Annotated in this window: 1 protein-coding gene; it reads right to left on the reverse strand. The window is 58.6% G+C overall.

What is annotated here, in order from left to right; all coding sequences use genetic code 11:
- Positions 1-396: site-specific integrase (locus AF337_RS18085; RefSeq protein WP_152971119.1), on the reverse strand; the 396-nt coding region annotated here is incomplete at both ends.

The raw sequence follows: 396 nt of genomic DNA on the forward strand, positions 1-396 counted from the left end.
GCCCCTCTTGTCGAGGTTACCGGTATCGACCGTTACGCCCGCACGCACCATCGCCGGCTGGAGGCCCTTTTTCACGACGTTAGCATGTGAACGGGAATCACCATCCGGATTGGCGAACACAAAGCCCGGCTTATTCCCCTGCTTGAGTTTCAACTCTTTAAGCGTGTTGATGACAAGCGGCGGCACTGGAATGGTTCGTCTCCCAGCTTCTGACTTTGGCGGGCCGAGTTCGCGGTACTGGTCGACGCGCTGACGGATGTTGATCTCACCGCGTTGGAAATCCACATCCTGCCAGCGCAGGCCGCGCAACTCCGACGATCGCATGCCGGTAAAGACTACGGTCAGAAGTAGCGGACGCCAGTTGCCGTCTAGCGCGCTAAGAAGAGCCCTGACCTT

It is taken from the genome of Rhizobium ecuadorense (genome assembly GCF_001187535.1).
In the GTDB taxonomy this organism is placed as follows: Bacteria; Pseudomonadota; Alphaproteobacteria; order Rhizobiales; family Rhizobiaceae; genus Rhizobium; species Rhizobium ecuadorense.